This is a genomic window from bacterium, from assembly GCA_037128595.1.
Lineage (GTDB): Bacteria > Verrucomicrobiota > Kiritimatiellia > CAIKKV01 > CAITUY01 > JAABPW01.
The window spans coordinates 175,057-200,416 of sequence record JBAXWB010000003.1 but is presented as its reverse complement, the minus strand read 5'-3'; the positions used below and the strand labels follow the sequence as shown (position 1 = coordinate 200,416).

Sequence of the window (25,360 nt, the reverse complement as noted above, 5' to 3'; positions counted from 1 at the left end):
ACCGTCTCCTTAGAAAGGAGGTGATCCAGCCGCAGGTTCCCCTACGGCTACCTTGTTACGACTTCATCCCAATCACCAGCCTCACCTTAGGGCGCCGCTTCCCTTGCAGGTTAGCAAACGCACTTCGGGCGAAACCGGCTTTCATGATGTGACGGGCGGTGTGTACAAGGCCCGGGAACGTATTCACGGCACCGTAGCTGATGTGCCATTACTAGCGAATCCAACTTCATGGAGGCGAGTTGCAGCCTCCAATCTGAACTGGGGCCGGTTTTACGGGATTTGCTCCACCTCGCGGTTTGGCTTCCCTCTGTACCGACCATTGTAGCACGTGTGCAGCCCAGGGCATAAAGGCCATACTGACTTGACGTCATCCCCACCTTCCTCCCGCTTATCACGGGCAGTCTATCTAGAGTGCTCACCGATTCATCACCGGTGGTGGCAACTAAATACAGGGGTTGCGTTCGTTGCGGGACTTAACCCAACACCTCACGGCACGAACTGACGACAGCCATGCAGCACCTGTGTAGCAGCCTCGAAGGAATCCCGGTTTCTCGGGACGTCCAGCTACATGTCAAGCCCTGGTAAGGTTCTTCGCGTTGCATCGAATTAAGCCACATGCTCCTCCGCTTGTGCGGGCCCCCGTCAATTTCTTTGAGTTTTAACCTTGCGGCCGTACTCCCCAGGCGGTCCACTTAACGCGTTAGCTTCGACACGGAGGGGGTGAAATCCCTCCACGTCCAGTGGACACCGTTTACAGTTGGGACTACCAGGGTATCTAATCCTGTTTGCTCCCCCAACTTTCGCGCCTCAGCGTCAGCAATGTTCCAGAGAGCCGCCTTCGCCACCGGTGTTCTACACGATATCAACGCATTTCACCGCTACACCGTGTATTCCGCTCTCCCCTCCCATGCTCTAGTCCAGCAGTTTCGAGCGCACTTTCCAGGTTGAGCCTGGAGATTTCACACTCGACACACCGAACCGCCTACGCGCCCTTTACGCCCAGTAAATCCGAACAACGCTCGCCACCTCTGTATTACCGCGGCTGCTGGCACAGAGTTAGCCGTGGCTTCCTCTTGAGGTACCATCGAGGCCGAATGCTATTAACACCCGGCACCTTTTCCCCTCATGACAGGAGTTTACAACCCGAAGGCCGTCATCCTCCACGCAGCGTCGCATCGTCAGGCTTTCGCCCATTGCGAATGATCCTCGACTGCAGCCTCCCGTAGGAGTCTGGGCAGTGTCTCAGTCCCAGTGCGGCTGACCATCCTCTCAGACCAGCTACCCGTAAGCCTTGGTGAGCCGTTACCTCACCAACAAGCTGATAGGACGCGGGTTCCTCATCCGGCGACAGGACCTTACGGTTCCCCGTCTTTGATCAATCCACCATGCGGCAGACCATCGTATTGGGTATTAGCCCACCTTTCGGCGGGTTATCCCTAACCAGAGGGTAGATTACCCACGCGTTCCTCGCCCTTCCGCCACTCTTGTATCGTTGTATTGCTACAAAAATACTCTCGTTCGACTTGCATGCCTAATCCACGCTGCCAGCGTTCGTTCTGAGCCAGAATCAAACTCTCCGAAAAAAATACACCAGCGACTTATTCCTAAGCCGTTGGAGTTTGACTAATAGTTTCGTCCTACCTGCTTTCGCAGACAGAACCAGAACAGTTGCTTAACAAATCACACCACTTCCGAATCGAAGTGTGTCTTGCAGGTTATTCTGTTTTCAAAGATCAAGACACAAAAAACTACCTTCACCAGTCGATCTTCACTTTCGTTACAGCCGACTGGATTCGGCGCTTGTGTCGTTCGTTTCAGAGACTCTTGTCTCGATTGCTGGGAAAGTTATATCCCTTACCCCCTCGAGTGTCAATATTCACCGTTTGAAATTTTAATGTTTTTTATTGAAGGGCGTTTTATATAGGGAATTCGTGATTTTACTGCTGCTCAATGTGCCCATCGACATAGACCACATTCCCTTTGCCAACATGCCATCGCGCCAGTTCATTGGTCGCGCATTGCGCATCCGCCGTCAAATTACCTACCAACAATGAGTCTTCTCCAAATAAAATAGTATCCGTCCGCCCCTGCCCGGCAAGCAGGTTAAACCAACCTGCGCCCGTGTTCATTGAGTAACTGCGCACGGGATCTGTCACTTTGCAGTTCGATTTCAGGGAAAATGTCGGACATTTATAAATCGCTTCACCATTTTTAACATACGCGTAGAGCCCCCCATTGGTTATGCATGCAAGCCCCGTTGTTCCCGACCAAGCATATGGGTTTACGCCACTCGCATGCGTACTTGCATTAGTACATGTTTTATAATCCGACCATGCAACCCATCCATGTGCATGACACCAGATATCCGCCTCATTCTGATACCAGCTGCACGTACTCGGCGGCACATGACCATCGCTATCATTTGCGTAGTTCATAACTGCTAATTGTAATTGATGCAGATTGGACCGGCACTGTGTCCCACGTCCCGACTCTATCGCCCTGCTTAACGAGGGATACAGCATTACCCCCAATAAGAGGATAATCACAATCACCACCAGCATTTCAATCAATGTAAACCCTGAAAACAAACGCTTCTTCATCATTTTCACCCTCTCTTTAAATATGTCGCTCAAGCTTTATTGCCAGTCTATTTCATCCAACGGGTTTGACAAGACGTTTCTGGACAGTTTTTAACCAGGGGTTATCAGGTGAGCAGCGCGCTGAAAAGGCTTGTTTCCACGTAGCCGCGCCTGATAAGGCGTGGATCGCGCCAGACTTCAACTATCTTGAAACAAGGTCCAGTCCTTAGGTTTTCACGAAAAGACCTCATTTTGACTTCGGCAAGGTGGCGTTCGACGTCCCGGCGAACGATTCTACTCACCGGTCGGCAATCAGCCGCCGGGGACGTCGGCTGCCACCTGTGCTTCGCTCTAGTTAAAGGGACTATTGTCCTGATATGCTCCCCGGCGCTGACGGAGCGGTGCCCTCCATTGAATGGAGTGCCCGGCTCCGCCTGGTCTGCGGTTCATTATTGCCCCAGGGTAAAAACCTTTCTAAAAAACGCGGTTCCCGTTGTTGACATTTTTCCCGATACAGTAGTATTATGTCCGATGTAAAGGTTTGTTAAAACTCATTTATTGAGAGGGGCAGTATGAAAAAACGTTTTCCAGTGATTGTTTCGGTTTTATGCGCAGCAGCATCGGTGAGTATGGCTCAAAAGGCCGTCCCCTATCAGGATACTTACGAAGGGTATGCGGTAGGATCGAACCTTGTCGGATCGGTTTGGAATGGCGACACCAATACATCACTCGCAATAGTGACGAACGTGAGTTCAACCGCGCCGTCAGTGGGCTATCCCGTGCCGGCCGCCGCACATACCAGGGTGATGGCGTTCAGCGAAGGGACAATCACGAATGAGTTTAACGGAACCACCTCGAATCTGACGGTCGTGGCCTTCGACACGATGGTTAAGCCCGTGTTCGCGGAACCTCCCGCCGGATCCCAGATGGCCTCGGTGAGCAATTCTCAGCTTTCGCTCTACATTGATACCAATGGATTTGTCAATGTCTACCACGGCGTTACTACTGACACCCTTCCTGGAAAACCGCAATCCACTCAGTGGTCGGTTCTCACTAATGGAACGCAACTTTCATCTGGCACATGGTGCCGACTAACTGTCGTGATGAACTATGATGCTGCAGGTCCGATTGCCATGTATAAAGTCAGCGTTAACGGCTCCTTTATTAATTCCGCTCAAGGTTATGCTTCTCCTGATGTTGGAAGCGCAAAAGGTAATGGCCCGTGGCTTATAAGTCCGCTGTGGGATGATCTGGATCTCCGCATGCACCGTGTTGTCCTCTCCGGCAGCGGAATGCTGGACGACATGGTGGTGACGACAAACGACATTGTGTTTAATTCTGGTGTCACATCCGCAACCAACGGGGTCCCGATTTCCTGGATGCAAGCCAATGGGGTGAGCACCAACAGCACCAACACCACGTGGGATGCAGTGGCATTGGATGATCAAGACGGTGATGGCGTCTCCACATGGGCTGAATGGATCATGGGCACCTCACCGACTAATTCGGCGTCGAAATTGGTCATTGTCAGCTCAACCTATAGCAATGGCTTTCCGATCCTCAAGTGGATCGGTTCGGCTAGCGCGCAGAATAACTACACCATTCAGTGGTCTTCGAACCTGTTGAGCGTACTGAATTGGACAAACGCTGTAGTGAACTGGCCCAAGGCCGATGGCACGAACGAAGTCACGCTCCCGAAACCTCAAGTAACGCCAGCTTTCATGCGGGTGACGGTCCCGGCTCCTTGAGTTGATTAAGGACGTCGATTGAGACGTAAAAGAGCCACCGGAAATCCGGTGGCTCTTTTTTTTGCTCTCAAAAGAGGTTGCGACGGAGCGCAACCCTCCATTGAGGGAGTCCTTTCTTTTATCCTAAATCCGGCAGTTAAGACCACTACGAAATGCGCTAAATGCGCGAAAGGTATTGATCATCAAGACATTAAAAAACAAGTATAGTTGAAACGACCTACACCCAATGGGTGCAGAAGCAATTCCAGACAACTTTTATTCTAAGTCTCTCATTATCAACACATTATTTTCGCGTCTTTCGCGTGTTTCGTAGTTGAACTGCTCTTTTTTTTATGGAGGGTTGCGCTCTGTCGCAACCTCTTTGCCTTTTGAAAACACGCTTCAATAATAGTTAATCGTTTATAATAGTTAGCAACTATAGTCATTCTTGACTATTATCAATCTTCTTGAGATCATTTCACCATGAAAACTGAATTAAGCATCTATAGCGCTAAAGCTCACTTTTCAGAAGTTGTCAGCGAAGTGGAGCGCACGGGTATTCATGTTGTGATTTGCCGGCACAACGTTCCCGTCGCGGAAATAGTCCCCCTGCGGGCGAAAACAGACCCGCTCACGCAGGATCTCTCGCTAAAAGGGGCCCGGTTCATTGGCGATCCCACGGCTCCGCTCTCCCCTGAGGATTGGCCGGAATCGCTTCGATGATACTCCTCGATACGCACACATTGGTCTGGCTGGCATCAGATACAGGAAAGCTGTCACTTGCCGCCAAAAATGCCATCCTGGCCCACCCTGTTTCCCTTCATTTCTCCATTGTGTCCGCATGGGAAATCTCACTCCTCGTCAAGCGGGGCCGCCTTACCCTCCCTTTTTCGCCTGAAGAGTATCTGACTCGCGCCATCGCTCACCACAGGCTGATTGAATTACCCTTGACCCGTCGAGTGGCGCAGGCCTCCGTGTCCCTGCCAGACATCCACAACGATCCTTTCGACCGCATCCTGATAGCCGAATGCCATGAGCGCTCGCTCTCGCTGATCTCGCGAGATGCCATCATTCCCGGTTATCCGGGAGTGCACGTGATCTGGCGGTGAATGGAAAGACCGGCATCCAGAATTCAGGAGTCAGAATCCAGAATCGTTAAAGGTCGCTTTCGGCATCCACCGCCGAGGTGAATCGAAATGCAACGAGTTTTTAACACCCGCCCTGAAGTATGCGCATGCGCTTAACTTCAGGGCTTCGCTCAAGTCGCAAAGAGCGCAAATGGCTACGGCGACCCGCCCGCAATGCTTCGCCCGCCTGCACTATCGATCACTTTTACTGCGGCCGCTTAAAAAATTCACATCAACGCATATATTGCGCAAACAATATTTATAGGTTTGCGCAATACGAAAAGCATTTCATTTTCCTGGCAATATTTGGGGCGGTTCTTGCTCGGCCTCTATGACTGGAGTTAGTTGAACGTCAGGATCAAAGGCCGGAATGGCCGGCTCGGGGGATGGGAAGACAGTTGTTGAGTTGTCGGGTGTTGAGTTGTTAGGGGGAGGAATAGGCTGTGGTTCCGGCGTGGCGGCCGGTGTTGTTGTCGCCGGGATAACCGGTTCGGGCTCCAAGACCGGCGCGGGTGTAGGCTCAGGCATCAAGACCGGGGGTGGCGCCGGAGGCAGCGTGACGGGTTCTTCCGGTGTTACCAAGGCCGGTGGCGGCTCAGGCCTAACCGCCAGTGTTGGCGTCACCGCCGGTGTTGGCGTCACCGGTATGGCCGGTTCCGATTCAAAGGCCGGGGTGGGCGAAACGGTAGAATCAAAGGCCGGAATGGCCTGCTCGGACTCCAAGACCGGGACCGGCACGGGGTCAGGAATGGAAGCCGATGGCGGCTCCTGGGGAGGAATGACAGGCTCTTCCGGTGTTATCACGACCGACGGTGGCTCAGGCGTAACCGCGGGTGTTGGCTCCAAGGTCGGCACATTTGATGGAGGGTTTTGCCTGCCCTGAACTTGGTCGAAGGGCTCCGTCAAAACCACTCCTACCGCTGGCGCTGACGGTTCGACGTCGCTCACCGCAGGCAGAGCCGCCTCCGGCAAACCGGCGGCCAAGGCAGCGCCCTCCATTGAATTCGCCTCAAAGACCGGAGGCGGCTCAGGCGTAACCGCCGGTGTTGGCTCCAAGGTCGGCACATTTGATGGAGGGTTTTGCCCCGTCAAAACCACTCCTACCGCTGGCGCTGACAGAGCAGCGCCCTCCATTGAAATCGATTCGGAGACCGGTGGCGACTCAGGCGTAACGGCCGGTGTTGGCTCCAAGGTCGGCACATTTGATGGAGGGTTTTGCCCCGTCAAAACCACTCCTACCGCTGGCGCTGACAGAGCAGCGCCCTCCATTGAAATCGATTCGGAGACCGGTGGCGGCTCAGGCGTAACGGCCGGTGTTGGCGTCACCGGTATGGCCGGTTCCGGTTCAAAGGCCGGGGTGGGCGTGGTATCCGGCATAGAGGCCGGCGGCGGCGCCAGTGGCGGCGGGACGGGCTCTTCCGGTGTCACCACGACCGGCGATGGTTCTGGCGTCAGGGCCGGGGTTGGCGGCGCCGGTATGACGGGTGCCACCTCAAAGACCGGCTCAGCCGGAGGCTTCGCCCTACCTTGGGAAATCACGTGTATTTCGGTAGGGCGAGGCGTCCCTGCCGAGCCGTCTTGGTTAGGGGACGGGCTGATGGTTGCTGGCTTTACCGGCAACGGCCCGCTGCCTACTGGCGGCTCGGGGTTCGCCACAGGCGCAGGTGCCTGCGGCGGACTAAGTGTCGTCACCATCGCCTTCCCGGCACCTAGCCACAGGACGATCACAGGGCAAGTGCCCGCCATCTGCGCCGACACCGCGGAATAGATGCTGGAGCAGCAAAGAAGGCCGACAACGCCATCGCCGGTGATCTGGGGGAGTTGCCCGGCGGCGAGCACTGGATCTGCCGGGACAGTATGGATTGCCAGCCCATACCCGGCGGTGGCGAGCACCGGAATCAGGCCGGGTATCAGGTTCAGGGTATCAGCCGAAGTGGTGGGAGTAAGGATAACGCCAATGAGGCGCCGCTTCAGCGCTCCCTCTGTCATTTGAGATTGGCTATCTGAGATACCGTTTTGCGGCTTCACGCCGCAAAACGGTTTACCCAGGACAATGTCACGGGCGATCAGGTTCGGCTGATACCCCAACTCCCGGGCTTTAGCCGAGACCCGATTCTGGGTGGATGTGGGGATTCGATTGCTGGTGGCTTTGCCGCAGACGACACGTGAGACCGTTGAAATGGATACTCCCGCCGCCTTGGCAACGTCAAAAAGAGAAACGGATGAGCTCATGCGCAAACTGTATACATAGGTTTGCGCAATAGATCAAACAAAACCAGAAACTGCGGGAGATTTCATAAAAGCCAATCGCAAGCAGTATCATAATCGTAATCCTAATCTTAATCGTAATCGTTTTTCTTTGAGCCAACGGGCGGAATCGCAATCAGAAATAAGGAAATCCAGTCCGATTACGATTAAGATTAGGATTACGATTATGAGGGTGAAACGCCGTCAGCTGGTGGCCTGGGTTCGGCAAGGGAACTACTTGCAGAATGCATACATATTGGCCACCCACATGTTGTCCACTCGCGTAGGGAGGGTAATCCCGCTCCGGTTTCACGGAGCCATACCAGGCGCCCTTCGACAAGCTCAGGGCGTGAAAGATGAGTACATTCATGCCTCCTCCCTGGCTTGAGCCTGCCGAAGGGGCCTCTCCAGCTATTCCTCCAGGAAACCGTGGCGTATATTTTCTCCACATGTACTCGTGTGGCCGGCGTGCCATGCCGGCCAACGAATTTTTTCCCGCCCCACGATCGGCCATCAGCCGCCGGCATGTCCGCCGTAGTACCGGAGGCGGAGCCGTCGGCTGCCACCTTTGCTTCGCGCCTAAGTGGTCGCGGCCAAATGCCCGGCTATGCCGGGTCAGAAAGGTGTGACTGAATGGCAGCGGGAATGCTTTCGACCATGTATAACGGGAGGGAGAGGAGGCGATACTGGACGGGATCGCCGGTGGTGGTTTGCACATCGACCTCCTGGAATGAAGGAGGATTGACGTCCAGGCGCAAGGCGCAGCTAAGCTGCTTGCCATGCATGAAGGCGTGAAGGGACTTCATGGCCCCGGCCTTGCCTGCCTTGACCTCGACGGGTATGACATGGCTTCCGTGCTGAATGATATAGTCAATTTCACCCTGGCGTCCTTCGATACGCTGCCAGTAAAAAAGCCTTGGATCTTCGCAAGCCTGTGACAGGCAGCGAAGATGTTGTCCCACGAACTGCTCCGCAATGCCGCCCTTGTTGGCCCAAACCACGGCGTTTAGATCCCGCAGATCAAGCCGCGAAAGCCCCAACTGAACTGCGGCCAGGCCAACATCCACCAGAATCACCTTGAATAGCCCTGGATTCGCCTCGGCCCCAAGAGGCAAACCGTTGGCGGCTGTGTGGTCAACGCGGTGACAGACGCGGGCCAACCGTAGCAGTTCCAAGGCTTGCTTGAGGTCGCGATGTTTGGCCTCCACATCAGCATGACTGTACACAAACCGACCGCCCAATTGTCGCGGAATGGCATCCATAACCCCGCGTAACAGGGTAGCCGGGACCCTCCCCCTGTACTTGCTGAAGTCGTCCCGGTAGGTCGCGATCAAGTCGCGTTGGAGTTGCAACCGTCGCACATCATCCCGCTTCTCGACCCAGTCTGAGACGACTTCCGGCAAGCCCCCGACCAGGCAGTATTCAGAGAACAATTCAAGAGCGCGTTGGTGAAGCCGGGGGTTGAGTTCGAGGGTTTCCCCGGCGGCGATGAGCGCCGTTTTCAACAGCTCGTTACCGGACGCATCCAGAAACTCGTAAAACGAAACCGGTTCCAAGTAGCAGTAGGAGATGCGCCCGACCGGCATACTGAACTCATGCTCGAGAAGCGCGAAATCCAGCAGCGAGCCTGCCGCCACAACCGGCATCTCCGGCATGTCTTCGTAGAACCACCGCAGGAAGGCCAATAAATGAGGCGTGGCCTGTACTTCATCAATGAACAGCAAGCAGGTTTCAGGAGAGACAGGAATACCCAGATCAGCCGAAAGGTCAGAAACCGCACGGCGCGGATCGTTTGACCGAAAGTGATCCGCCAGTTCCGGGCGACGTTCCATGTTTAGTTCAACGAGGATCCGCCCATGCCTTTGAGCAAGGTCCCGAACCAACCACGTCTTGCCCACCTGCCTGGCGCCACGCAAGACAAGGGGTTTTCGATCAGAATCTTCGATCCATTTGTCGAGAAAAGTTGCTGCAGATCGCTTCATAAATCCCCGCTTTTCATTCACCATAGCTCTTTAAAACATAAACAACATTAAGAAATATCACCATATTGTCAATAACAACGCGTTGTTATTACATCACAAACGGATCTAAATACCAGCCAATCCAAAAGATTTGAACAAAATTCCTAACGATTTCGCGGACATTTAGATGCGTCTGCCCAGCAATTTTTCCTTTGTCTTCTACATTTAATAGAGTACACTCCAAATAAATAAGGAATATATTGGAGTACATTCGTATGATTGATGTTTTAAGGGAAACCTATCGACGGTTAATCAGCGAGACGACAATCCGGAGTCATCGCTACCTCTTCGATACCTTTGACACCAAGGATCGATTAGTGGGACTTGTGGGACCTCGCGGAGCGGGCAAAACCACTCTGATGCTTCAGTATATCCGTGAAAAGATACGCACTCCGGAGGAGGCCTTCTATGCCTCCGCAGATCACATCTACTTCAATAATGTCACTCTTCTTGATTTTGTAAGGGAAGTTCACACAACGGAGGGGACCCGCCTATTTTTCTTTGATGAGATTCACAAATATTCCGGCTGGGCGCAGGAACTCAAAAACATTTACGACTCCTTCCCCTCGCTGCATGTGGTCTTTTCGGGTAGTTCCAGTTTAGCCTTAACCAAGGGCGGTTACGATCTCTCGCGCCGCGCCTCCATTTATCGCCTCCCCGGGCTTTCCTTTCGGGAATATCTGAACTTCAAAACGGGAGCGGATCACATCCCCTGGAAACTGGAAGCGGTATTAAGCGACCCTGGGGGGGTCTCCGAAAAATTGGCGCAAGTTCCGAAAATTTCAGGTTATTTTCGGCAGTATCTAGCTGAAGGGTACTACCCCTATATCCTCGAAGGCGGCGGACATTACTACGAAAAAGTGCGCGCAGTGGTGGAAAAAACCATATTTGAAGATATTGCCACTTTCTACCGGCTAAAGACCGAAAATCTGCATTACTTCAAGCGAATTCTCGCCTTTCTCAGCACCATTCCGCCAGGCGACATGAATGTCCACAAATTGGGGGCCAGTCTTGGGGTGGACGATAAAACAGCGGCCAACTACCTTCTGATTTTACAAGAGACAGGCCTTATCCGGACACTTGAATCAGGCAACCGGGGGCACGGCTTGATTCGAAAATCACAAAAGACCTATCTAGACAACACTACTCTACACCATGCCCTCTGCCAAGGGCTTGGGCAGTCGGCTGATCTAGGCACAATCCGTGAGCTATTCTTCATTCAAACAGTCCAGAATGCAGGCCATTCGGTGTTTTATAGTGAACAAGACGGCGACTTCCGAATAGGAGACAATATTTTTGAAGTTGGGGGACGGAACAAGCACGGCACCCAACTCCCAAACGCATCTCGATTGGAATATGTCGTTAAGGATGACATCTTGATCGGCTCGAGAAGCACTATTCCCCTCTACCTTTTCGGTTTTTTGTATTGAACCGGTGTCGTTCGCCGTCCCCGCTTTCGGCACTTCCGCCTCCGGTACTACTGCGGACATTCCGGCGTGCCATGCCGGCGAACGATTCCCCGCCCATAATCGGCCATCAGCCGCCGGGACGTCGGCTGCCACCAGAGCTTCACGCCTTTATATTCAGGTGGCGTTCGACGTCCCGGCGAACGATTTCCCGCCCATTGTCGTCAATCGAGACCTTAAATGCCCGCCTACTGCCCCCTGCCCTCCTACTGCCAACTGCCTCCTGCCCTCCTTGGCCGCCGGAGCCTTGGCGTAGGAGGCTGCCTACAGGTGTATTCACCATAATTTAACATTATCCAACCCTGATCCGGCTTGCCCGCAAGTGGCTTTAGGGTTATTATTTAGATACGAAAAGATATCCCCCTTTCTTTCCGAAAACGAGATAGAAAAGGCCTATTTTTAATTGTTGATAATCGAGGTCGCAAAGAGATGAAAAAGCAAAATATTCTGAAACGGTTGGCTATAGTTCTAGCTGTTATGCGGTCTCTTCCAGCCTTGGCCCTGATTCAGGACCAATACTCTGAGAATTTCGACACAAACTGGCCCGGAGCGCCCTGGGCATTAACAACATACTCCAGCGTTGTTAACCCTGCAAGCGGTTGGTCCATTAGCAGCAACAGTATCGGCACTTCGGGAAGCTATTACACAACTCCCAGTAATGCCTGCTTCTTCGCAAAAGGGGGGCTGTCAGCGTTAACCTCTCCTCTTCTGACCAACGGCATTGGTGCTGTTATTTTTGATGCCCGAGTTAATAGCAGTTCAGCCATATTGGCCCTCGAGAGTTCCTTCAATGGTTCGACCTGGCTTACCAACTCGATCATTACCAATAACATTGCCTCGATGACGGCTTACACCAACATCTTCAACTCCTTAAGCAACCAATATTTCCGTATCCGCCGGACTGACGTTGCCGGGGCCACCTACTGCGCCATTGACACCGTCCGCATCACCTACCCCACCCCGCTAGTCACCATCAGCGATCCCATCACCACACCTACGCGGCCCACCGATCAGGCCCCTGTGACCCTCTCAGCCAATGTCAGCATACGAAGCGTCGCTGAGACCTTCTTCATGACCAACTACTGGCGCGAATGGCCGGCCACAAACTGGACCCTTATCGCCATGACCTCCAATACCCCCAGCCTGTACGTTGCATCCTCCCCCATATCTGGCAAATCCATTGGAGCGATGGTTGAATACTTCGCCGCTGCCACCTACACCGCCGATGGGATCACCTATACCACCAACTCCAGCACCAATGCCTATACCGTTATCCCCAAGTCATCCTACACCAACCTGGCGGTCACAGGACAGGTTGCCGCCCCCCTCCGCAACGGCGCCAACTACCAGTGGCAGGGCGTCATCCAGGCGACCAATGTCAACCCGACCTTCAAGTTCCAGGGCATCAGCAATGCCGTCACCACCATTTGGGGCGACGTGAACCAGTCTGTCACCAACACTCCCCTCTATGGCCAGGCCGAGGTCACCACCAGCAACATCACCCTCTACACCACCAATACGGGCTACTACCTCTTCTCCCTCAACGAGACCAACCTCGACTATACAGTCCGCGCCTGTACCTACGAAAATTTCAACACCTGGACGGCGACAAACTATAATGGTTCCTCGACCTACACCAACAATAGCTGGGTGCTGACCTCAGGCAACACCTCAAATGACATATCCCGTATTTTCAGTGGAACGGGCCGCTCCGCCATAGTTGAAACCAACGGCTGGGTGCGGTCACCCTACCTGAGCAACGGCGTCGGCCAGATTTCATTCTGGTACCGGAATTGGCCGACCAACGGCACCCCCACAAGTAAAATCATCGTCCAGACCTCATCCAATGCCATCACCTGGGCCGACCTTAGTGGCGGGACCGTCAGCAACATCATTTCCACCAATTACCTTTATTCATCGGTATCCGCAAACGATCGCGCAAGCAAGTATGTCCGCATTTTAAACACTAATGCCACAACACGCCTCTGTCTGGACGAGATCGCCGTTACCGATCCTGGAGCCGGGGTGAGTGCGGCAAATTTTGCACCAACCAACGCAACCTGCCTTGACTCAATTACCCTGTCGGCAGACCTAACCCCTTACAATGGCGCCACAATCGGCAGTGTTTCCTCACTCTACCGGGTTGGCCCCACCGGCGCTTGGGAAACGATCAGCATGACGTCGACAGATGGGACACATTACGCGCTGTCCACACCCATTACAGGGTTACCCGTGGGCACTCTTTACTACGTTATTCAGTGTTACTTCAGTGGCTTCCAAGCACTTAGCCCAGCCATTTTGGGAGGAACAAACTCTGTAACAATCACAGAGCCGGTCAACAATCGACAGGAAAACTTCGACAGCAACTGGCCAGGTGCACCATGGGCATTAACTACGTACTCGAATGTTGTAAACCCTGTAAGCGGTTGGTCCATCAGCAGCAACAGTATTGGCACTTCGGGAGGCTATTATACAACACCTCTCAATGCCTGCTTCTTCGCTAAGGGGGGCCTGTCAGCACTAACCACCCCCCTACTGACCAACGGTATTGGCGCTGTGATTTTTGCCGCCAGAGTTAACAGCAGTTCGGCGATCTTGGCCCTCGAGAGTTCCTTCGATAACTCAACCTGGTTTACCAACTCGATCATTACCAATAGCATCGGCTCAATGACGGGTTACACAAATACCATCAACTCTTTGAGCAACCAGTACTTCCGTATCCGCCGTATTGACACTGCAGGAGCCACCTACTTCGCCATCGACACCGTCCGGATCACCTACCCACCCGCGAACGTGGCCATCACCAATGTCTATATCAACCCGGGTTACCCGGTGGCGGGTCAAACGTTCTCGGTGGACTGTGACATTATTTCAATAAACCCGAACTTCCCCGCCTATAACATTGTGCCCACCTTCTCTTTTTGGCCAAGCGGAGGAACTGCCACCAATGTACCCATGAATCGCGCCTGGGTGCAGGGATCGACCAACCACTATGTCGCGGTTGGCTCACTTGCAGCCGTCACCCGAGACACCCTTTACCTCTACGAAGTAAGAGCCGCCTTCGACGGTTACTACGGCAGCGTTCCGGAGAGCCCGAAAACCAACGCTCCAACCGGCACCTTCACTACCCGGGCCTTCGCATCTTCATATGGAGGCGTTGACGCCATACTCAACGGCACCAACGCCTCCGCCCGCATGCTCACCAATGGACTCTGGCAAAGCATCGTTTCCTTCACTTCCGGCACGGGGACTACATTCAATCTCAGTTTCCAAGGTTCAGGTTATTCGGCGGGGGCGGGTTATCTCACCAACAGCGTACTGTGGGGAAATTCCAATAACTGGAAATCCACCCTCCCGCTCAGTGACTTTGCGGGGGCCGGCCAAACGAACATCACCCTCACCGGCTCCTTCACAGGCGATTATGTGGTGCGGTTCAACGAACAAACCGGCGAGTACTTTGTCCAAAAATGTCTTTACCAGGACTTCAATGCCGCAGGTTACGACACCCAGGACAAATACGCGCTCAAAGGGTTAAGCAAAACGAGCGCAGGAAGCGGCATCAAGAATTTCAACTCCTGGCCAACCAATGTATCCCAGTCGCGCGTCGAAGACTTCAGCGCGGGGACTTGGTCAACGGCAACCAATATACCGGGACCAGAAGCGTTTGGCGGCGGTTCCTACGGGTATCTTTCCTGGTACAATACTTATTCCAACACAACCATGCGGACCCCGAGCACCGTCACGAAACCTTCGGACTCCTATTTTGTTCAGATAAGCCATCAGGATCCGAAGCCCATCCTCGATGGAATTGGAGCGGTTATCTGCAGTTTCAAACCGCTTTTATCCAGCAACGCCCCTGCCCAAATGACGATTTATGCCACTCCCACTAATAACATGGATCAACCCGCTGACTTCACCATTTCCGGAAACTGGAAGTTTCTTGCGAACACAAACAATATTACAAACACGATAACTACCTGTGTTTGGACAAATCTGTTTAATACCAACATCCCGCTCGACATCATTTTCGCGCCCACTTCGAAAATGAGCATTGTGAAATTAGAAGTACGGGATTGGTTCGCGTCCGAAAACGGAACAAACGGATGGGTCGCGCATCAAAGCTGGATCGAAACGGATCCGGCCGCCCCGGGCACAAGCCGGTGCCGGTTTGAAACATCACGGGCGAAACAGGGCATGGATCAGGGACTGGACTCCCCGGCCATTACAGGCGGTGTCTCGCTTATCAGCTTATCCTATAGCGGGCTAAGCACATCGCCAGTCGGTTTTGTGCTTCAGGCCTGTTATACAAATCCCGGGGACTGGGCCACGGCCACCAATCTGGCAACCATATCCAATGTGGTTTTCGCAAGCCCGTCGGTTTATAGCACCTTCACTTTTGCATTGATGTCAACCAAACCATTAATCTATCTCCGGGTTAAAAACATCACACCCAACCCAGGCGCCCTGTTGCTACAAAACTTCCAGGCCGATGGATTCGCGACGATAGATGACTGGTATGTAAACAATGCAAATATTGACTACATGGCTTCTGCTCCACCACTTTTAGCTCGAGAATTTTCCATGGGGGCTGGCTATTTGAACAGCAATTATGTAGCCGATGTCGCGATAGGCGCCACTAATACACCCGACACCAACATCGCCACTTGCATCAAGTCCCCCGCTTCTGCGGAAGGTGTCGGCGAAATCAGTTTCTGGTATCGCAATTGGTCGACCAACTCGCCTGCACAGCCTGCACGAATAAAAGTCCAGAAATCAGTTACCGGGGGAAACACTGAGCCTGAATGGACAGACGTCGGCTCCATTTCCAACATCACCAATATCAACGACTATGCTTACTACAAGACAGACATTTATGACCCTAATTCACACTATGTCAGGATTCGCAATGACCTCACTTACAGCAATGCGGTGGGCCGGGTCTGCCTTGACGACATCCTCATTACGGCCCCCTGGGCCAGTACGTTCTCCATGAGCAATCTTGTCATCACCCCTTCAATCCCTCTTTACACTAATCGGGTCGATGTCGCCGTGGACGCTTATAATCTGTTCTACCAGCCCTCCAACCTTGTCATGACGGCTTATTATGCCACCGGCACAACCTATACAGCGATGACATCCGCTCCCGCCGCCTATCTATCCATGAGTTGCATCAGTACCAGCGGGACTGCCTCCAACCCCCGGTATCGCTACCAAACCCAGGGAGATGTTAATATTCCCCCGTTCAGCTCGGATACATTCGTGCGGTACGGTGTAAAGGCCGTCTTTTCCGGCTACCACACGGAGATCACAAGCCCTATGACCAACAAACAATTCAGTACTGTCCCGGCCTGGTATGACCCATTGCCATCCCAGTACGGCACGAGCAACGCCTTCTACGTGGTGTTCTCATGTCCGACTGGTTCGGTGTGGATTAATGAATTCAATATTAAGGATTATCCGAACGACTATAGTGGCCAATATCTCGAATTATGTGGAAGTGCGACTTCGGATATACGCAACTGGGTGATTCAAGTCAGAAATTCGATAGCTAACACTCAAGCCGTCTATGTAGTCACCAATAATTCAACCTTTAGTAACGCAACAAACGGATATGGATTTTGGGTAATTGGTACATCAAGCATTACCACGCGGGATCAAACTTTAACTAATCAATTCTCTGATCGCGGGGGATTCCGTATCTTGCGCCCCTCGGGCGTTTACGGCGACTCCATCTCTTATGGTGTTGACGCATCGGCGCCTATACCTGCTCTGACAAACCAGGGATTCACCTATGTGGGCTATGATGACAAATGGATTAATACATCATTCGGACTAGAAGGCACAAACAGCACCTCCTTCAGCTGGATCCTAGGAAATGATGGAACGTACACCCCTGGAACTATTAATGAAATGCAGTTTTTCACCATCGCCAGTTCTACCGGATATCCACCTGTCGTTCTGATTTATGCGTTCAGTATAATCAACACTAACGTCATGATTGAATGTTCCCGCACAAACGACTGGTATCCATCTCCATGGTATTCAACGAACCTGCTATCATCCAATTTATGGGCGATGGTATCTGGAGCTACACTCACTAATAACGCAACAAATTATGTTCTGCGCTTCACGACCACTCCTAATATGACACCCGTCTTCTATAAAGTCGTTTCCACGAATGGGCCCTGACATCATTCAGAAAAGGGCAAAGGGAGGAAGGGGATCGACGACATCGGGCCCAATTCGGGTCTCGGTATTGCGTCACGGTATAAACTGAAAACCACTTACCCGACTAGTCGTCCAGGGGCTTCAGCATGCGAATAAAAGTGGCATGAGACCCAAGAGGGTCCCGCCAAACCTCGGCAATACCATGAACACTCGATACAGGCATTATTTTTCCACCGGGCAATGTCCTGGCCGTTTGTCCGCAAAGCAGAACCAAGAAATAGTTTTGCCGCGTATGTAGCAACCCCACCGTATTACGAAGAATTGATTCTTGGCGGAAAGCTGTCCCGGAAATCATGTTTGTACACTTCTGCCCCAAATCCGAAAGAGTCGCGATTGGATTGCCATGAGACACCCATGCCGACGCCAATGCCTGAGCATCAACCGGGGTACCAGGGCCACCAGGGTATTCATCCATAGTCATCCCCGTAAAAAGCGCCTTCATCACCTCTTCGGATCGGGTATTTGGATTAACAACTCCTTTCAAAGATGAATTCGTTGTTAAGGTGAAATAATCCAAAACTCGATCAAGCGAAGAATCAGCCAAAGGGAATATCCGTATAGTTTTCCAAAATGCCAGAGTCCCAGAACTTATTCGCGGCAAATACGATAGTTCCGCGATGCTTTGCAAAGGACGATTAGCAACATACATGCTTTCGTCCTTATCCACCTCGACAATACCATCAAGACGATATGCCTTCGTAATATTGTTTTCAAACCCCAATGATGGCACTGATGGCATCGTCACATCTTTCCAATAACTGGCGCTAGGGTCCCAATTGTACCGCGGATCAAAACACTCTTTATCCGAAACGTAATTTTTATTCGCCGCCGCCATGAACGCATATTTCGGACTTTTCATCACAAAAAGAAATGATTTTACTGTATTTGTCGGAACAGCATCCACAACTGGTCCCGTGTCAGTACCTGAACGCATAAGCAAACTCACACGTCCTGTGACGATATTCTCCTGATTGGTATATGCAGCATAATCCTGTTCAGCAAGCCCGAATGCATATGTCGGCACACCGTAGGGGGTCGGAACAGAGGAATATTCCGTTAATGACGGATCATAATCATGAGCAGAAATCACTGTTTTAACCGCTGCAGGCAGAGGGAAGCCAGGAGTTCCAGTAAAATCAACCGATAAATCTACATAATAATTTTTAGATGTAGCCTTCACAAAGGGGTAAATCCATTCTACATCAATTTCACCTTTCAGTTTAAACTTAGTCCCGCCCTTGCTTTCATATTTTAGCGTGATTCCGACCTCGTTAAACATAGGGACAGATTCAGTACACATCGTCCCTAAATTTTGCGGAATATCATCCTCATCTTCATAGTCATACAAAGCTAAATACACATTCTCTGCATCAGCGGGAGCTATACCACTAGCGATAAAAGCAGCTTTAATTTTAGCCTTGTCCCTAATAAGCGTATTAGTTCCACCATCCAAAGAAACGGGGGCAACCCCTACACCTCCGTATACCCACGGGAAAAACGAATAGGTAACCAAGCTTGAGGGAGGAGCTTTGAGCGGCGCAGGCGATGCGCCAGAACCCTTTACGCCCAACTCCTGAATGGTTTCGTAATTTCGATTATTAGCAAGAGCGGTATAATCATTCACTTCGGCTAAAGTCGAAACCTGTATTTCGGACACGTTCGTGCCAAATCCCCGCGTAGCCCCGCCACCGGCATAATTGGCATCGAGCAACCCAGAACAATTAAGAACAAGGTAGGCAACTCGTCCATCATTCGGGACAGGAATCCACTTAGGGATCGGATTCGTCATGGCGAGGATCCCTTGAGGAATCCAATTCAAGGTTGACGCATTCGTAAACTCCAGAGCGTTATCACTGCCAGAAGACGCCAAGACATCCCAATCAGGATATACGGAGGCCCCTAGCTTAGCCTCCATATCCTGAAGTGCTTGATTTAGAGCCACCGGTAATAACTGCCGTGTCACAACATCATTCTTGAAATTGCCGGCCGCCATACGCCCGGTCCGCATGTAAATAGCAAAGGCCACACCCAAAATCATCATTAAGGCCAACAGGCCAATGACCATAATGATCGCAATCCCCTCCCTGTTCTTGTCAGCCTTGGATTGGTGTTGCATCATGAAGGGTATCCTTATGGCAGTTCATAGCGCTTGCGGTTAGGGAAGTAGACCCGGGTCTTGTAGGTGTCGGTCAAGGCTGAGCCCTGAATACCAACGGTAGCGACAATATCCACATAATCAGGCAACACCCCTGCTGGTGGAGTAGTTGTCGGCGAGAACGCTAAACTCATAATCCCGGGGCGAGGGGTTGCAACAGCAGCACTGGGGCAGATCTTGATACCATTACGAAACACATACGAGCCATCAAAGTTATACTTCACTTCCTGCAGAGCCGGGGTGCCTGACGCGGCATTACCGATTTTAGTGAAAGTGATACTTAAGGCCGAAATATCAACATTTGTACTAACGGCCTGGGTTAGTTCCTGAAAGATGCAATCAGCAACCGCGCGGCCAGTCATATTCATATCCACCAGATCCTGCCCCGAAGACCAGGCGACCCGGGCCTGCTGGAAGATTTGAGCACAGATCACGAGAATAATAAGCAGGATGGCCATTGCCACCATTAGCTCAATCAGCGTAAAACCTGATTTTGTCCGTTTGATTGCCATTGTCATCATTTCGCCTGATACGACTGATAAAACTCTGTGTAGGCAGATACCGAAGGGACTTGACCTGCCAGTGAACCATGTTCCCCAAACCAGACGACTAACGTTGCGCTATAGGGCACGACATCTGAAATTTTCAAACTATAACGCACGCCATCATCCGTGCTTGGCGGATATGCATTTGTGCCTGTGATGGAGACGTTTACACCCACATCCAATACATCTTTCAGAATTTTATTAACGAATGAACCGTTCGACCAATCCGCTGCATTGGTCACTCCGGCTGCGTTGGCATGCAATCCTGCAAGCACCTTATCTGAGAACAGGGCGCATTTTGTGTCAGCCAGATCTTCCTCAGCCATACGCAACCCACTCGGGAAAAGACTGAAAATGGTAAGAAGTCCAAGCCCAACAATCAAAACAGCAAAACACACCTCAATCAGGGTGAAACCGTGATTTTGCCGTACGTCGTTCATTGGGTTACCCCCGTCAAAGGCCAGTTCGTGATAGCACTGACGCCCAAGTGGCCTGCCGATCCCATCCCGGTCTTCTCTTGCAACTTGATTGGGACAAACTCCAAAAGCCCGGCACTGCCTGCTGGCCCGAATTTTATTGAGGCGGGCGGCGCAATAAATTCGATGGCCGTGGGAAGAAACACTTCACTGTGAATCATTTTGGCCTCTGAAACAATTCGCAGACTGTTATTGGTGATGTCGTGAATGAAAAACACTTCGACACTCTTCCGCTTCATCACCGCCTGTTGTCGCGCCAACATCAAAGTGGTGCGGACAATGGAGTCAGCCCCTCTCAATTCAGCACCCCGTCGCATGCCCCGATAGCCAGCCAACCCGGCGACCATCAACATCATCATTAACCCCATCACAACCAATAATTCAACTAACGTAAACGCTAATTGTGCCCGCCGAACATTCAAACGCTCGGTATTTTTAATTTGATGCGCTGATATCATCGCCACCGCCAGTTTTGCAATCAGGGCCGTAGGACGTGACTGTGATAGCGTCCCCGCTAATGATTATCTGATATGCGTTTGTGCCAAAGGGATCCATAAGCGGCTGATTCAAATTGGCCGCTGTCGCCTCATAGAACACTTTCTTCCCGTTAGTAGCCAAATCGATGATCACCTTATAGTTGTCAACTCCCCATGCGCCCCCGTCAGGATTTCCCGGCCACTTATGAAAATAAAGATGGTAACCCCGTATAGCCGTTGAAAGGGCGGTAACATCAGCGGTCGCTCTTTTGATTTTCGCGTTTTTCTGCATGGTTGAAAACGCGGGAAACATTAGTCCCGCCAGGATTCCGATGATCGCAATGACGACCAACAACTCCAACAGAGTGAACCCACCCCTGTTGATCCTGCCCCCTTGTAAAGACACATTTTTGTTCAATTTACTCATGAATACACATCATTTCCACGAAGTCACATGATCGGTCGTAATGCTAGAAGACGAATTCTTGCCATAGGACCAGGCGCCCACATCCCGATAGAGTTTTCCGTATCCAGGCGGCGAAATCGAATCAACCCCTAAGGCAAAATGATACTCAACCTTCCAGGGATCCAGGAAACTTGATGTCCCCACAGGGAATTCCATATAGAGAACCTGCTTCGTATTGGCCCCCTGCCCCTGCAGATACGCCACATTTACCGAATCCATCTTCAGATCATCTCCAGGAGCAACGCCGGCCAAAGTCCAGGTCCGGTAGTCACTCAAAACCGCCTTCCACGCAATTTCGATCTGCTTCACATCATTCTTGGCTTTTGTATTTTTTGCCGCCGTTCTGGCAGATGTAAAAACAGGCATGAGCAGTCCGGATAATATCATGATAATAACGATTACAACCAGCAACTCGATCAATGTAAATGCCCGCAATTTGTCTGAACGTAAGGAAATCCGCTTATTCATTTAGTCATCCCCTGCCTTTTACTCACTCTAGTCTTGCCACCCAATCCCAACATCATCCGCCGTGGTGTTTGTAAGGGGCCCATTCGACCATAATTTATACTTCTGATAATTATCACTCTGAGAGCATTCATACTGATAACTTCTGCCCCATTCATCATAGAACCTGACATACGAATTTTGGACCGAGTTTGGAGGCGTTGGCCCGGAACTATAAGTAGTATTGGTCTTCCCAAATGTGTTGAGCGGCATGACCGCGCTTAAATAATGCTTCCACTTGGAAACTTGAGGATCTGCATATAAATAGTACGGCATTCCCCTGCTGGTAAAGGGGTCAGCTGCCGATGAATATGTATTTGTCACCGTTGTGTCGAAGAAAATGCCGTCGGTACTGCAAATCGGATGCTCATTATTTTTTCCAACGAAATTTATGTCGCGAGAATAGAACGAATTGGCATCATAGGTGTCACCCGGAGGATAAAACCCATTAGCCGCATAATAGGCGGCTAACGCATTTTTAACCTGCTCCATCTTCCAGATCGTCCGTGCCCTGGCCGCTTTATTCCCCACACTCCCCATTATCTTCAGGGTGATTCCCGACAGAATCATAATCACTGCAATCACCACCAACAACTCAATCAATGTGAAGGCGCGACGTTGCAGACTCCCCGCTTCGCGGCAATTTGATATCACGACATCAACGTCATTCATAGTCGACCTCATCCCTGAATTGTACCGCATCACACATGGTTGAGCAAGTCGGCTTGCCACTTCCCCAACTCCATTAAATGGAGGGTTTTGCTCCGTCAAAACCTTCCTAAATGCTGGCGCTGACGGAGCAGCGCCCTCCATTTAAGATTATCGAGACCGATCTAATCGGCGCCCTCCAAATAACCAATAACGAATAACCCCTGCCAACCTCACAAATTCCCAATGATCGAAATCATGGGCATGAACATGGCGATATATATCTTCATCCGATCGGAAGGTGCCGAATCCGGATTACTTCATCAGAAACCGCCACGACACATCCATCCACCAATGACCCCTCACATGCTGGCAAAATATGTATCAACCGATCCGCAACCGTTTCGGGGTCGGAAAACGACAACCTTAATGACACTACACTCGGTCGATCATACCCGTTTACCGCAAGCAACGCCGAAAAATCCATATCCTCAGTAATCAGCACATATTCATTGTCCCGCGCATACGAAAGAATCTGCTCATCAGGCACAGATGCCGAAAGGACTTTATTCACGCGAATCGTCTCATACCCGGCCCGACAGAGAATACTCACCGTTAAAGGCGAAATATTCATATCGGCGATATACTTCAATTTAGCCATTGAAATTACACCGCTACAAGTTGCTCAACGATCACTTGTTCAGAAGAAGTCCATGCAGCGTATTCTATGGCCTGCTGCACATCCTCCCTTTCTAACTCAGGGTATGCTGCCAAAACCTCGTCGATGCTTTTCCCTGCCGCCATCATTTTTAGGATCACACTAACCGTTATGCGCATTCCGCGGATAATAGGTTGCCCCATACAAACCCGGCAGTCTACAGCAATTCGATTTAGTTTTTTCATATTCAAACCTCAACTCCATTTAATGGAGGGTTTTGCTCCGTCAAAACCTTCCTAAGTGCCGGCGCTGACGGAGCAGCGCCCTCCATTTAAGATTTCATAGACCTAGCGCCGTCCAAATATCCAAATAACGAATAACCCGCTTACAAACTTCCAATGATCGAAATCATGGGCATGAACATGGCGATGACGATCGTTCCCACAATCACTGCCAGCAACATGATCATAATGGGCTCAATGACCGAGGTCAGGGCATCCACCGCCGTATCCACCTCATCATCATAGTTTTCCGCGATTTTCATCAACATCTCGGGCAGGGCGCCAGTCTCTTCACCCACCTGCACCATGCTCACCACCATCGAAGGAAACACGCCGGAGGCCTCAAGCGGCACCACAATGGTCTCGCCCTCCTTGACACTGTCATGGACCTGCTCAACCGCGCGTGACAACACCGCGTTATTGGTCACCTCTTTGACAATATTCAAAGCCTGCAGAATCGGCACACCACCCGTCATCAGCGTCCCCAGGGTACGGGTAAAATTGCCAATGGCCGTCTTTTGAACCAGCGTTCCGAAGATCGGCATTTTCAGCATGATCCTGTCCAGCATCTCCTGCCCTGACCTTGTGGCTTTGAATGACTTAAAGCCCACCACCCATACAATAATGATGCCCAACCCGATGTACCACTGCTGGGCCATGAAATTACTCATCGCAATGACGGCCTGGGTCAACATCGGGAGCGACTTTCCGCCCAGCAAATCGTCAAAGATTTCCTTGAATTTCGGAATCACGAACACCATCAACACAATCAAAATGAGCGCCGCCATGACCATGACGACCAGGGGATACACCATGGCCCCCTTGACTTTATTGCGGATTTTATTGCTCTTTTCCATGAATTCGGCCAACCGCACCAGAATCGTCTGGAGCGCGCCTGACGTCTCACCGGCCTTGACCATGTTCACGAAAAAGGGGGTAAACACCTTGGGGAATTGCGACATGGATTCGGCGAAGGTGCTACCGCCTTCAACGGACTCGGCCATCCCGGCCAGCGCGTCCCTGAACTGCGGATTTTTCTCCTGCTTCTGCAACACATGCAGACACCGCAACAGGGGCAACCCGGCGTCCACCAGGGTAGCCAACTGGCGCGTAAAGATCATGATCTGCTTCTCTTTGATCCGCGGCTGCAGGAAAGAGGGCATTTTGATTTCGCGCGAGCCGCCACTGCTCTGGACTTTGGCGACGACCGGCCCTTTGCCCCCGCCACTTCCACGCGAGGGCCCACGGTTGCGGCCGCCTCCGATATCGGTCACGCTGGTGGGAAAAAGGCCTTTGTCTTTGAGGGCCGTCAGGGCGCGGGTCTCGTTGTCGGCATCGAGCATGCCCTCAACTTCACGCCCCTTGGCATCCATGGCAACGTATCGGAATTTCGGCATAAGAGTACTCCGTGTTTAACTCATTAAATGTAGTCCCAGAAGGCAGGGGATGCAAGCGCGGAAAAAGAGGAAGATTTACCACGGAGACTCGGAGATTTTGAGAGAGAGAATGTTGCGGGAATTTAAGCTGCGGAGTACCGCATCTGAAATTCCCGCAACCCTTTCTGGAGTAATTCAAAGAGAAAATAAGGAGGATCAATCGAAAAATCATCTCCCACCCTGAACTGTGCCGAAGGACCTCTCAAAATATCCCCTCAAGAAACCGTGGCGTTTATTTGGGTCACGTGTACCCGCGTGACCGAAATAAACGCCACATTTGCATTCTCTCTCTAAATCTCCGCTCCTCCGTGGTAAATATG

18 protein-coding genes and 1 rRNA gene are annotated in these 25,360 nt (G+C 51.6%); 5 read left to right on the top strand and 14 right to left on the bottom strand.

Annotated features, from left to right (window positions below; genetic code table 11):
- Positions 1-13: 13 nt before the first annotated feature.
- Together WCS52_02900 and WCS52_02895 are read right to left on the bottom strand one after the other, a co-directional pair.
- Positions 14-1,583 (bottom strand): 16S ribosomal RNA (locus WCS52_02900).
- A gap of 354 nt (positions 1,584-1,937) precedes the next feature.
- Entirely contained in the window at positions 1,938-2,603 is a 666-nt protein-coding gene (locus WCS52_02895) for a prepilin-type N-terminal cleavage/methylation domain-containing protein (GenBank protein ID MEI6166119.1), read from the bottom strand.
- A 548-nt stretch (positions 2,604-3,151) separates the two neighbouring features.
- Between WCS52_02895 and WCS52_02890 the strand changes: the two genes are divergently transcribed.
- From WCS52_02890 to WCS52_02880, 3 genes are all read left to right on the top strand, one after another.
- Entirely contained in the window at positions 3,152-4,327 is a 1,176-nt protein-coding gene (locus WCS52_02890) for a hypothetical protein (protein ID MEI6166118.1), read from the top strand.
- 462 nt (positions 4,328-4,789) lie between these two features.
- On the top strand, positions 4,790-5,029 hold the full coding sequence (locus WCS52_02885) for a type II toxin-antitoxin system prevent-host-death family antitoxin (GenBank protein ID MEI6166117.1): 240 nt from the start codon (positions 4,790-4,792) through the stop codon (positions 5,027-5,029).
- Positions 5,026-5,415 carry a type II toxin-antitoxin system VapC family toxin gene (locus WCS52_02880; GenBank protein MEI6166116.1) on the top strand — a complete coding sequence of 130 codons (390 nt, stop codon included), beginning with the start codon at positions 5,026-5,028 and terminating at the stop codon, positions 5,413-5,415. The genes WCS52_02885 and WCS52_02880 overlap by 4 nt, the downstream gene beginning before the upstream one ends.
- A 306-nt stretch (positions 5,416-5,721) precedes the next feature.
- On the opposite strand, the gene WCS52_02875 is transcribed toward WCS52_02880, so the two are convergent.
- Together WCS52_02875 and WCS52_02870 are read right to left on the bottom strand one after the other, a co-directional pair.
- Positions 5,722-7,665: a LacI family DNA-binding transcriptional regulator gene (locus tag WCS52_02875; GenBank protein ID MEI6166115.1), complete on the bottom strand. Its 1,944-nt coding sequence runs from the start codon at positions 7,663-7,665 to the stop codon at positions 5,722-5,724.
- A gap of 620 nt (positions 7,666-8,285) precedes the next feature.
- A complete protein-coding gene (locus WCS52_02870) occupies positions 8,286-9,662 on the bottom strand; it encodes an AAA family ATPase (protein ID MEI6166114.1) in 1,377 nt (458 codons plus the stop codon).
- Between the two features lie 254 nt (positions 9,663-9,916).
- On the opposite strand from WCS52_02870, the gene WCS52_02865 reads away from it, so the two are divergent.
- Positions 9,917-11,131, top strand: coding sequence for an AAA family ATPase (locus WCS52_02865; protein MEI6166113.1), 1,215 nt, complete (start codon positions 9,917-9,919; stop codon positions 11,129-11,131).
- A 465-nt stretch (positions 11,132-11,596) separates the two neighbouring features.
- Positions 11,597-17,356, top strand: a complete 5,760-nt coding sequence (locus tag WCS52_02860; GenBank protein ID MEI6166112.1) for a hypothetical protein — start codon at positions 11,597-11,599, stop codon at positions 17,354-17,356.
- A gap of 103 nt (positions 17,357-17,459) precedes the next feature.
- Here WCS52_02860 and WCS52_02855 read toward each other — a convergent pair whose 3' ends face one another.
- From WCS52_02855 to WCS52_02810, 10 genes are all read right to left on the bottom strand, one after another.
- Positions 17,460-19,514, bottom strand: coding sequence for a hypothetical protein (locus tag WCS52_02855; GenBank protein ID MEI6166111.1), 2,055 nt, complete (start codon positions 19,512-19,514; stop codon positions 17,460-17,462).
- Positions 19,515-19,525: 11 nt separating this feature from the next.
- Complete coding sequence (locus WCS52_02850) at positions 19,526-20,071, bottom strand: prepilin-type N-terminal cleavage/methylation domain-containing protein (protein ID MEI6166110.1); 546 nt, start codon at positions 20,069-20,071, stop codon at positions 19,526-19,528.
- On the bottom strand, positions 20,068-20,535 hold the full coding sequence (locus WCS52_02845) for a prepilin-type N-terminal cleavage/methylation domain-containing protein (GenBank protein MEI6166109.1): 468 nt from the start codon (positions 20,533-20,535) through the stop codon (positions 20,068-20,070). Before WCS52_02845 ends, WCS52_02850 begins: the two co-directional genes overlap by 4 nt.
- Positions 20,532-21,029, bottom strand: a complete 498-nt coding sequence (locus WCS52_02840; GenBank protein MEI6166108.1) for a prepilin-type N-terminal cleavage/methylation domain-containing protein — start codon at positions 21,027-21,029, stop codon at positions 20,532-20,534. The genes WCS52_02845 and WCS52_02840 overlap by 4 nt, the downstream gene beginning before the upstream one ends.
- Positions 21,007-21,465 (bottom strand): prepilin-type N-terminal cleavage/methylation domain-containing protein, encoded by a 459-nt coding sequence (locus WCS52_02835; protein MEI6166107.1) that lies wholly within the window; start codon positions 21,463-21,465, stop codon positions 21,007-21,009. The genes WCS52_02840 and WCS52_02835 overlap by 23 nt, the downstream gene beginning before the upstream one ends.
- Before the next feature lie 18 nt (positions 21,466-21,483).
- The gene (locus WCS52_02830; GenBank protein MEI6166106.1) at positions 21,484-21,981 is read right to left on the bottom strand and encodes a type II secretion system protein; all 498 of its coding nucleotides are present in this window, start codon (positions 21,979-21,981) and stop codon (positions 21,484-21,486) included.
- Between the two features lie 27 nt (positions 21,982-22,008).
- Positions 22,009-22,689, bottom strand: a complete 681-nt coding sequence (locus WCS52_02825; protein ID MEI6166105.1) for a type II secretion system protein — start codon at positions 22,687-22,689, stop codon at positions 22,009-22,011.
- Between the two features lie 262 nt (positions 22,690-22,951).
- Positions 22,952-23,326, bottom strand: a complete 375-nt coding sequence (locus tag WCS52_02820; GenBank protein ID MEI6166104.1) for a DUF5615 family PIN-like protein — start codon at positions 23,324-23,326, stop codon at positions 22,952-22,954.
- A 5-nt stretch (positions 23,327-23,331) separates the two neighbouring features.
- Entirely contained in the window at positions 23,332-23,568 is a 237-nt protein-coding gene (locus WCS52_02815) for a DUF433 domain-containing protein (protein ID MEI6166103.1), read from the bottom strand.
- 140 nt (positions 23,569-23,708) lie between these two features.
- Positions 23,709-25,001, bottom strand: coding sequence for a type II secretion system F family protein (locus WCS52_02810; GenBank protein MEI6166102.1), 1,293 nt, complete (start codon positions 24,999-25,001; stop codon positions 23,709-23,711).
- Positions 25,002-25,360 lie beyond the last annotated feature (359 nt).

Bases quoted from the DNA above. Each gene is read 5' to 3' on its own strand.
- WCS52_02825 (MEI6166105.1), bottom strand. From the start codon at position 22,689: ATGAATGACGTTGATGTCGTGATATCAAATTGCCGCGAAGCGGGGAGT.
- WCS52_02820 (MEI6166104.1), bottom strand. From the start codon at position 23,326: ATGGCTAAATTGAAGTATATCGCCGATATGAATATTTCGCCTTTAACG.
- WCS52_02865 (MEI6166113.1), top strand. From the start codon at position 9,917: ATGATTGATGTTTTAAGGGAAACCTATCGACGGTTAATCAGCGAGACG.
- WCS52_02850 (MEI6166110.1), bottom strand. From the start codon at position 20,071: ATGATGACAATGGCAATCAAACGGACAAAATCAGGTTTTACGCTGATT.
- WCS52_02885 (MEI6166117.1), top strand. From the start codon at position 4,790: ATGAAAACTGAATTAAGCATCTATAGCGCTAAAGCTCACTTTTCAGAA.
- WCS52_02890 (MEI6166118.1), top strand. From the start codon at position 3,152: ATGAAAAAACGTTTTCCAGTGATTGTTTCGGTTTTATGCGCAGCAGCA.
- WCS52_02815 (MEI6166103.1), bottom strand. From the start codon at position 23,568: ATGAAAAAACTAAATCGAATTGCTGTAGACTGCCGGGTTTGTATGGGG.
- WCS52_02810 (MEI6166102.1), bottom strand. From the start codon at position 25,001: ATGCCGAAATTCCGATACGTTGCCATGGATGCCAAGGGGCGTGAAGTT.
- WCS52_02875 (MEI6166115.1), bottom strand. From the start codon at position 7,665: ATGAGCTCATCCGTTTCTCTTTTTGACGTTGCCAAGGCGGCGGGAGTA.
- WCS52_02830 (MEI6166106.1), bottom strand. From the start codon at position 21,981: ATGAATAAGCGGATTTCCTTACGTTCAGACAAATTGCGGGCATTTACA.
- WCS52_02840 (MEI6166108.1), bottom strand. From the start codon at position 21,029: ATGATATCAGCGCATCAAATTAAAAATACCGAGCGTTTGAATGTTCGG.
- WCS52_02845 (MEI6166109.1), bottom strand. From the start codon at position 20,535: ATGAACGACGTACGGCAAAATCACGGTTTCACCCTGATTGAGGTGTGT.
- WCS52_02860 (MEI6166112.1), top strand. From the start codon at position 11,597: ATGAAAAAGCAAAATATTCTGAAACGGTTGGCTATAGTTCTAGCTGTT.
- WCS52_02870 (MEI6166114.1), bottom strand. From the start codon at position 9,662: ATGAAGCGATCTGCAGCAACTTTTCTCGACAAATGGATCGAAGATTCT.
- WCS52_02880 (MEI6166116.1), top strand. From the start codon at position 5,026: ATGATACTCCTCGATACGCACACATTGGTCTGGCTGGCATCAGATACA.
- WCS52_02895 (MEI6166119.1), bottom strand. From the start codon at position 2,603: ATGATGAAGAAGCGTTTGTTTTCAGGGTTTACATTGATTGAAATGCTG.
- WCS52_02855 (MEI6166111.1), bottom strand. From the start codon at position 19,514: ATGATGCAACACCAATCCAAGGCTGACAAGAACAGGGAGGGGATTGCG.